The organism is uncultured Phenylobacterium sp. (genome assembly GCF_902826855.1).
GTDB lineage: Bacteria > Pseudomonadota > Alphaproteobacteria > Caulobacterales > Caulobacteraceae > Phenylobacterium.
In genome coordinates this window covers 2,839-10,109 of sequence record NZ_CADEGK010000172.1, presented here as the reverse complement: position 1 = coordinate 10,109, position 7,271 = coordinate 2,839, and the positions used below count along the sequence as shown (strand labels likewise).

Below are 7,271 nucleotides of genomic sequence, written 5' to 3'. Positions count from 1 at the left end.
GGACCCAATCCCTGGTGATCTCGATCGACGCCATGGGCGGTGACCACGGACCGTCCGTGGTTGTCCCCGCCTGCGCGGCCGCCCTGGCCGGGCTCGGCGAGGCGCGCCTGCTGCTGCATGGCGACGAGGCGGCGATCAGTCCGGAACTGGCCCGGCACAAGGCGCTCGCCGCCCGCTGCGAGGTCCGCCACACCGACCGCGTCATCGCCATGGACGAGAAAGCCTCCCAGGCCATGCGGCGGGGCAAGGGCACGTCCATGTGGAACGCCGTGGAGGCGGTTCGCGAGGGCCAGGCCCAGGTGGCGCTGTCGGCTGGCAACACCGGCGCCCTCATGGCGATCTCCATGCTGATCCTGCGGATGACCGCCGACCTGGACCGGCCGGCCCTGGTGGCCAACATGCCCCACTCCAAGGGTGTCACCACCTTCCTGGACGTGGGAGCCAACGTCGACTGTGACGCCGCCCGGCTGGTGGAGTTCGCGATCATGGGCGAGGCGTATCATCGGGCCGCCCATGGTGTGGCCAAACCGACCATCGGCCTCCTGAATGTCGGTGTCGAGGAGACGAAGGGCCACGAGGAGGTCCGCGAGGCCCACCGCATCCTGCGCGAGGGCGCCTTGGATCTGAACTATAAGGGCTTCGTCGAAGGCGACGACATTACCGCCGGTACGGTGGAGGTGGTCGTCACCGACGGATTCACCGGCAACGTCGCGTTGAAGTCCATGGAGGGGGCCGGGCGCTTTATGAGGGGCGAACTGCGCGCCGCCCTGTCCGACGGGCCGGTGACCATGCTGGGCTACCTGCTGGCGCGCAAATCGCTACTCCAGTTTGGCGAAAAGGTGAGTCCGCCACCGACGGCCCCACTACTGGGCCTGAATGGGCTGGTCATGAAATGCCACGGCAGCGCCGACGTGCGCGCGTTCGCCAAGGGGGTGAAGGCGACGGCCGATCTGGCGCAAAGCGGCTTTGCCTCGGAGATCGAACGGAATATGAGGCGGCTCCCCGCCGCGCTGGAAACCACCGGCGCCGCGTCCGCGGATGGAGCCGCCTGAATTGCCCAAAGTCCTGCGGAGCGTCGTGACCGGGGTGGGCGGGTATCTGCCCCCGCGCATCGTCACCAATGACGAGTTGTCGACGCGCGTCGACACTTCGGATGAATGGATCCGCGAACGCACCGGCATTCGCCAGCGCCGCCAGGCCGCCGACGACCAGCCGGTCTCCGACCTCGCCGTCGAGGCCGCGAAGAAGGCCCTGGAGGCGGCCGGGCGCACGGCGGCCGACGTGGACCTGATCATCGTCGCCACCACCACGCCGGATCTGACCTTCCCGGCCACGGCCACCATCGTGCAGCGCAAGCTGGGCTGTCCCATCGGCATAGCCTTCGACATCCAGGCCGTGTGCTCGGGCTTCGTCTACGCGCTCTCGGTGGCTGACGGGTTCGTGGCCCGCAACCGCTCCAAGGTCGCCCTGGTGATCGGCGCCGAGGAGATGACCCGGCTGATGGACTGGACCGACCGCGGCACCTGCGTGCTGTTCGGCGACGGGGCCGGGGCCGTGGTTCTGGAGCCGCAGGAAGGCGAGGGCACTATTGCCGATCGCGGCCTGCTGGGCTGGGCGCTCAGGGCCGACGGGACCAAGCAGGACCTGCTCTATGTCGACGGCGGCGTCTCCACCACGCGCTCGACCGGCTACCTGCGCATGCAGGGCAACCAGGTGTTCCGCCACGCGGTCGTCAACATCTCCGAAGCCGTGGTGGCTGCGGCCGCCGACGCCGGCATCGAGGTGTCCAGCGTCGACTGGTTCATCCCGCACCAGGCCAACCAGAGGATTCTGGAGGGTGTGGCCCGTAGGCTGGGCATCGATGAGACCAAGGTGATCTCCACGGTCGCCGAGCACGCAAACACCTCGGCGGCCTCGATTCCGCTTGCGCTGGATCAGGGCCTGAAGGACGGTCGCATCAAGCCGGGACAGCTTCTGCTCATGGAAGCCATGGGCGGCGGTCTGACGTGGGGCGCTTGCGTCCTGCGCCTGTGACGGCCAGGCGGCTCATTTCGCTGTAGAGTGTGACTTGAAGTCTTTGTGACGATAGGACAATCAAGATCCATGAACGACGTGGGGGCAGGGGCGAAAGCGGGCATGAAGGGCGCGACGGTGACGCGGGCCGACCTCTGCGAAGCGGTGCACGAGCAGGTCGGCCTGACGCGACAGGATTGCTCCGAGCTGGTCGAGCGCGTGCTGGAGCTGATGTGCCAGGCGCTGGAGCGCGGCGAACAGGTCAAGCTTTCCGGCTTCGGCGTGTTCCAGGTCCGCGCCAAACGCGCCCGCATGGGCCGCAATCCCAAGACCGGCGAGCCGGCCGCCATCGATCCGCGCCGGGTGATCGGCTTCCGCGCCTCTCAGGTGATGAAGGCCCGAGTCGACCACGCGTTGTCGCGGTAGGGCCCGTGTAGTCCGGTGGCCAAGGGGCCCGACGCTTTCCGTACGATCTCCGAAGCGGCGGACGAGCTTCACGTGCCCCAGCATGTGCTCCGGTTCTGGGAGACCAAGTTCACCTTCATCAAGCCCATGAAGCGGGCCGGCGGGCGGCGCTTCTATCGCCCGTCGGACATCTCCGTGCTGCGCGGCGTTCGCCACCTGCTGCACGACGAGGGCTACACCATTAAGGGCGTGCAGAAGCTGCACCGCGAACAAGGGATCAAATGCCTCGTCGCCGCCGGTCAGGGCGAGGCCGCGACGCAGCCGGCGCCAGCGCCCGCCGCGTCCCGGGGTGACAAGACTGCCCTCCTGGAAGCGCTTCGCGACCTGGAGAGCGCCAAGGCCCGGCTGGACGGCCTGCTGAAGGGCTAAGCCCGGCTTTGTCACGCATCCGCGGAGCCGGACGCACCGTATCGGGATTGTACGCTTGGCGGGTAACCATGGATGCAAGTCTGGGCTGTGACATTGAGGTCGCTAGACCAGAAATAGTCTCTGTAGTCTGATCGTCGCGAACGGAGAGCTACGCGATGGCGCGATTCCGCAAGCGGCCGGTTGAGATCGACGCCTTCCGCCTGCCGCTGGAAGGCGACATGCCGGACTGGCTGAGCGATGCGGTGGCGTCCGGCAAGATCCGTCCCTACCGCGGCGGGGCCAGGATCGACACCCTGGAGGGCTTGCTCACCGCCACCCCCGGCGACTGGATCATCCGCGGCGTGAAGGGCGAACTCTACTCCTGCAAACCCGACGTCTTCGCGCTCACCTATGAGGCGGTGGAAGACGACCGCTCCGCGCCGGCGAGGCTGGTGGGCGGAATGGGCCGGTAGGCCTGGGCCGCTGCTGGGACCCGGGCGCGGTCGGGTGATTCGCCGAACATCCAGGTCGGAGGGAAATTCTCGCCGCCGGCCGCTGGTCGGAGCGACAGGATTTGAACCTGCGACCCCTTGACCCCCAGTCAAGTGCGCTACCAAGCTGCGCCACGCTCCGAAGGGCCAGGCGGCGAGGCGCGTCTTCTAGCGGATGGGCCGGTGAGGGCAACGGGAAACTTCCGCGGCGCTACTCCCGGTTCATCCACTTGATCAGCGGGAATAGCGGGAAGCCCCACACAGTGCCCACGACTCCGTAGTACGCCAGCCGCACGGCCCAATGATCCGGCAGGTGATCCCCGATCGTCACCGCGGCCACGATGTAGGCGAGCACGAAGCCCAGGATGGCGAACATGCCGATGAACTTGCGCAGGCGAGGGGACATCGTGGCCTCATAGCGGGCTGGGCGCGGCGGCGTAAGCCCGCTAGGAAGCGCCAACATTCAGCCGTGAAAGCCGTCCACCTCAGCCCATGACCTCGTTCCTGCGTTCGGACCGCTCGAAGCCGGTTGCGACCTGGCTGTTCGTCGTGGCCGCCCTGGTGCTGGGGATGGTCATCCTGGGCGGGGCGACGCGGCTGACAGACTCCGGCCTGTCGATCACGCAATGGAAGCCGGTGACCGGCGCCCTGCCGCCGCTCTCCCAGCCCGACTGGCTGGCGGAGTTCGAGCGCTACAAGCAAATCCCCCAGTACGCCCAGCTGAACCCCGGGATGAGCCTGGCCGACTTCAAGACCATCTACTGGTGGGAGTGGTCGCACCGGTTCCTGGGCCGGCTCATCGGCGTGGTGTTCTTCGCGCCGTTCGTGGTGTTCGCGATCCGCCGCGAGCTGCCGCGCAGGCTGTTCCTGCGTCTGGCGGGCATCTTCGCGCTGGGGGCCCTGCAGGGCGCGGTCGGTTGGTGGATGGTGGCCAGCGGGCTGGCCGGCCGTGTGTCGGTCGCGCCGGAGCGGCTGGCGGTCCACCTGGGGCTCGCCTTCGCCCTTCTGGGCCTGCTGCTGTGGACCGCGTTCGACGCCTGGGCCGGCGCCGCGCGGCAGACCCTGCCCAGCCCCTGGGGACGGTGGGCCGCGGCCCTGATCGGGGTCATCTATCTGCAGATCCTGCTGGGCGCCCTGGTGGCCGGCAACGACGCCGGGCTGGTCTACAACGACTGGCCGCTGATGAACGGCGCGCTGCTGCCCGACGACTACTGGGTGGGGAGCCTCTGGAGCAGCCTGGCGCATAGCCAGGGCGCGGTGCAGCTGCATCACCGGCTCGTCGCCTATGGGCTGACGATCGGCGCGGTGGCGCTGGGCGTGGGGGCGTGGCGCTCCGGCGTCCTCAGTCGCGAGGCGCGTTGGCTGGGCGTGGGCGTGGCCGCCACCATTCTGGCGCAGGCGGCGTTGGGGATCGCCACCCTGATGGCCCGCGCGCCTGTAGGCCTCAGCCTCGCCCATCAGCTGGCGGCGGCCCTGTTGTTCGCGCTCGCGATCGGCTTTGCCTGGCGCGTGCGGCGTCTCTAGGCGCGGCTGTGGCAGGAAACGCCGCCTTCCTGTCATTGCGGCCAGGGTCGGAACGCCGCAAAACGGCGTTACGAGTCAGGGGTGACGTCATGAAGCTGCATATTCTGGGCATGTCGGCCGGCGTGGCCGTGGCCGTGTCACTGGCGGGCGGGGCCATCTCGCAGGCACAGCCGCCGAAGCCCGCCGCCACGTTTCTGCCCGACGGCAGGATGGCGTTCCCCAGCGACTACCGCACCTGGGTCTACCTCTCGTCCGGCATGGATATGGCGTATGGCGAGAACGCCGGCCCGACCAACGCGCACGTGTTCGACAACGTCTTCGTTGACCGCGTGGCCTACGCCCACTTCGAGAAGTCCGGCCGCTGGCCGGAAGGGGCCGTCTTCGTGCTGGAGATCCGCGGCGCCGCGGCGGAGGGATCGATCAACAAGCGCGGCCATTTCCAGACGAACCGGCTGGCGACCGAGCTCCACGTGAAGGACAAGCGGTTCAAGAGCGGCTGGGCGTTCTTCGCCTTCCGCGGCGAGGGGCCGGGGATCGAGTTCCCGCAGACCTCCGACTGCAACGCCTGCCACGAGAAGCACGGGGCTTCGGACACCACCTTCGTGCAGTTCTATCCGACCCTTTTGCCCATCGCCCGCGCCAACGGAACTCTCGATACGACCTACCTGGCCACTGAAAATGCTGCGGTAAAATAATACCCCAGTCGTTTTATTTCATGAAATCAGTCGACTAGCGTTTGGGTGGGGCGCTCATCCATGTTGACGTCGATGTTCTTTGTCGGCATAAGCCCCGCCTCACGTCGGGGGCGCGCCAAGCGAACCCCCGCAGGTTCTATTGGACACGTCCCTCATGCTGAAGAGCACCACGGCTTCGCTGAAGCCCGCCGAGGTCGAGAAGAAGTGGATCGTGATCGACGCCCAGGATGCCGTGGTCGGCCGCCTGGCGTCGTTCATCGCCATGCGTCTTCGCGGCAAGCATCGGCCTGACTACACCCCGCACGTCGATTGCGGCGACTTCGTCGTCGTCGTGAACGCCCACAAGGTCAAGTTCACCGGCAAGAAGGCCACCGACGAGGTCTACTACTGGCACACCGGCCACCCGGGCGGCGTGAAGCAGCGGACCCCGGCGCAGATCCTGGCCGGCAAGTATCCCGAGCGCGTCCTGCAGAAGGCCGTCGAGCGGATGCTGCCCAAGGAAAGCCCCTTGGCCCGTAAGCAGATGACCCACCTGCGCATCTACAATGCCCCCGAGCACCCGCACGCGGCGCAGAACCCCGAGACCATCGCGTTCGCCGATCTGAACGCCAAGAACGTGCGGAGCGCCTAATGAGCGAAGCTGAAACGCCGACCGAAGCCGCCACCGGCTTCGACGCCCTGAAGGGCATGGGCACCCAGGCGGAAGCGCCGGTGCATGAGCGCAAGGTCGATGCCCAGGGCCGCGCCTATGCCACCGGCAAGCGCAAAAACGCCGTCGCCCGCGTGTGGATCAAGCCCGGCAAGGGCTCGATCACCATCAATGGCCGCGACCAGGAGGTCTATTTCGCCCGTCCGGTGCTGCGGATGATGATCGCCCAGCCGCTGCAGATCGCCGACCGCCTCGGCCAGTTCGACGTTGTGGTGACGGTGGAAGGCTCAGGCCTCTCCGGCCAGGCCGGCGCCGTGCGCCACGGCCTCTCCAAGGCCCTGACCTACTACGAGCCCGGCCTGCGCGCCGTGCTGAAGCCGCATGGCTTCCTGACCCGCGACAGCCGCGTCGTGGAGCGGAAGAAGTACGGCAAGGCCAAGGCTCGACGCAGCTTCCAGTTCTCGAAGCGCTAGCCGCGCGCGAAACTCGCGTTTGTGGACAGGGGGCGCTTCGGGAAACCGGAGCGCCCCTTTTCTTTACGCCCTTTCACTCGGACCGACGGACCATGGCTCACACAGTCTTCATCGACGGCGAAGCCGGCACTACCGGGCTCCAGATCCGCGAGCGACTGGCGCGCCACGACGGCGTCGAGGTGGTCTCGATCGATCCGGCTCGGCGCAAGGACCCCGACGCGCGGTCCGAGCTCCTGAACGGGGTGGACGCTGTCGTGCTCTGCCTGCCGGACGATGCTGCGATCGAGGCGGTGGGGATGATCACCTCCAACAGCGTCAAGGTGGTGGACGCGTCGACGGCGCACCGGGTCGCGCCGGACTGGACCTACGGGTTCGCCGAGATGTCGCCCACACAGCGCGACGCGATCCGCGTGTCCACGCGGGTGTCGAACCCGGGCTGCTACCCGACCGGGTTCATTGCGCTGGTGCGGCCGCTGGTGGAAGCGGGGCTCGTGCCGGCGGCCTTCCCGCTGACCGTCAACGCCGTCTCGGGTTACTCCGGGGGCGGCAAAGGGCTGATCGCAGAGTTCGAGACCGGCATGACGCCGGAAGGCACGAACGATGCCTTCCGCGC

Annotated in this window: 11 protein-coding genes and 1 tRNA gene; 10 read left to right on the top strand and 2 right to left on the bottom strand. The window is 67.8% G+C overall.

The annotated features are described in order from the left end of the window. The 5 genes from plsX to QZV94_RS19310 all read left to right on the top strand — a co-directional run. Nucleotides 1-1,052, top strand: a 1,052-nt coding sequence (gene plsX / locus QZV94_RS19330; protein WP_293680560.1) for a phosphate acyltransferase PlsX, incomplete at its 5' end; no start/stop codon positions are given. Nucleotide 1,053: 1 nt separating this feature from the next. Continuing rightward, nucleotides 1,054-2,034, top strand: coding sequence for a beta-ketoacyl-ACP synthase III (locus QZV94_RS19325; RefSeq protein WP_293680557.1), 981 nt, complete (start codon nucleotides 1,054-1,056; stop codon nucleotides 2,032-2,034). Nucleotides 2,035-2,136: 102 nt separating this feature from the next. Further along, nucleotides 2,137-2,439, top strand: a complete 303-nt coding sequence (locus QZV94_RS19320; RefSeq protein ID WP_293680569.1) for an integration host factor subunit alpha — start codon at nucleotides 2,137-2,139, stop codon at nucleotides 2,437-2,439. A gap of 15 nt (nucleotides 2,440-2,454) precedes the next feature. Beyond that, nucleotides 2,455-2,847, top strand: a complete 393-nt coding sequence (locus QZV94_RS19315; protein WP_293680554.1) for a MerR family transcriptional regulator — start codon at nucleotides 2,455-2,457, stop codon at nucleotides 2,845-2,847. 155 nt (nucleotides 2,848-3,002) lie between these two features. After that, nucleotides 3,003-3,299, top strand: a complete 297-nt coding sequence (locus tag QZV94_RS19310) for a hypothetical protein (RefSeq protein ID WP_293680551.1) — start codon at nucleotides 3,003-3,005, stop codon at nucleotides 3,297-3,299. Nucleotides 3,300-3,382: 83 nt separating this feature from the next. On the opposite strand, the gene QZV94_RS19305 is transcribed toward QZV94_RS19310, so the two are convergent. Both QZV94_RS19305 and QZV94_RS19300 read right to left on the bottom strand, forming a co-directional pair. Then, a tRNA-Pro gene (locus tag QZV94_RS19305) sits at nucleotides 3,383-3,459 on the bottom strand. Between the two features lie 69 nt (nucleotides 3,460-3,528). Further along, a complete protein-coding gene (locus QZV94_RS19300; protein ID WP_293680548.1) occupies nucleotides 3,529-3,723 on the bottom strand; it encodes a DUF2842 domain-containing protein in 195 nt (64 codons plus the stop codon). 86 nt (nucleotides 3,724-3,809) lie between these two features. Between QZV94_RS19300 and QZV94_RS19295 the strand changes: the two genes are divergently transcribed. From QZV94_RS19295 to argC, 5 genes are all read left to right on the top strand, one after another. Next, on the top strand, nucleotides 3,810-4,841 hold the full coding sequence (locus tag QZV94_RS19295) for a COX15/CtaA family protein (protein WP_293680545.1): 1,032 nt from the start codon (nucleotides 3,810-3,812) through the stop codon (nucleotides 4,839-4,841). A gap of 89 nt (nucleotides 4,842-4,930) precedes the next feature. Next, on the top strand, nucleotides 4,931-5,536 hold the full coding sequence (locus QZV94_RS19290; protein WP_293680543.1) for a cytochrome P460 family protein: 606 nt from the start codon (nucleotides 4,931-4,933) through the stop codon (nucleotides 5,534-5,536). A 157-nt stretch (nucleotides 5,537-5,693) separates the two neighbouring features. Next, nucleotides 5,694-6,167 carry a 50S ribosomal protein L13 gene (gene rplM, locus QZV94_RS19285; protein WP_293680566.1) on the top strand — a complete coding sequence of 158 codons (474 nt, stop codon included), beginning with the start codon at nucleotides 5,694-5,696 and terminating at the stop codon, nucleotides 6,165-6,167. Next, on the top strand, nucleotides 6,167-6,658 hold the full coding sequence (gene rpsI / locus QZV94_RS19280) for a 30S ribosomal protein S9 (RefSeq protein WP_293680540.1): 492 nt from the start codon (nucleotides 6,167-6,169) through the stop codon (nucleotides 6,656-6,658). Before rplM ends, rpsI begins: the two co-directional genes overlap by 1 nt. A gap of 92 nt (nucleotides 6,659-6,750) precedes the next feature. After that, nucleotides 6,751-7,271, top strand: a 521-nt coding sequence (gene argC / locus QZV94_RS19275) for an N-acetyl-gamma-glutamyl-phosphate reductase (RefSeq protein ID WP_293680563.1), incomplete at its 3' end; no start/stop codon positions are given.

Coding starts and splice junctions, on each gene's coding strand:
- QZV94_RS19295 (WP_293680545.1), top strand. CDS start 3,810: ATGACCTCGTTCCTGCGTTCGGACCGCTCGAAGCCGGTTGCGACCTGG.
- QZV94_RS19300 (WP_293680548.1), bottom strand. CDS start 3,723: ATGTCCCCTCGCCTGCGCAAGTTCATCGGCATGTTCGCCATCCTGGGC.
- QZV94_RS19290 (WP_293680543.1), top strand. CDS start 4,931: ATGAAGCTGCATATTCTGGGCATGTCGGCCGGCGTGGCCGTGGCCGTG.
- QZV94_RS19310 (WP_293680551.1), top strand. CDS start 3,003: ATGGCGCGATTCCGCAAGCGGCCGGTTGAGATCGACGCCTTCCGCCTG.
- rpsI (WP_293680540.1), top strand. CDS start 6,167: ATGAGCGAAGCTGAAACGCCGACCGAAGCCGCCACCGGCTTCGACGCC.
- QZV94_RS19320 (WP_293680569.1), top strand. CDS start 2,137: ATGAAGGGCGCGACGGTGACGCGGGCCGACCTCTGCGAAGCGGTGCAC.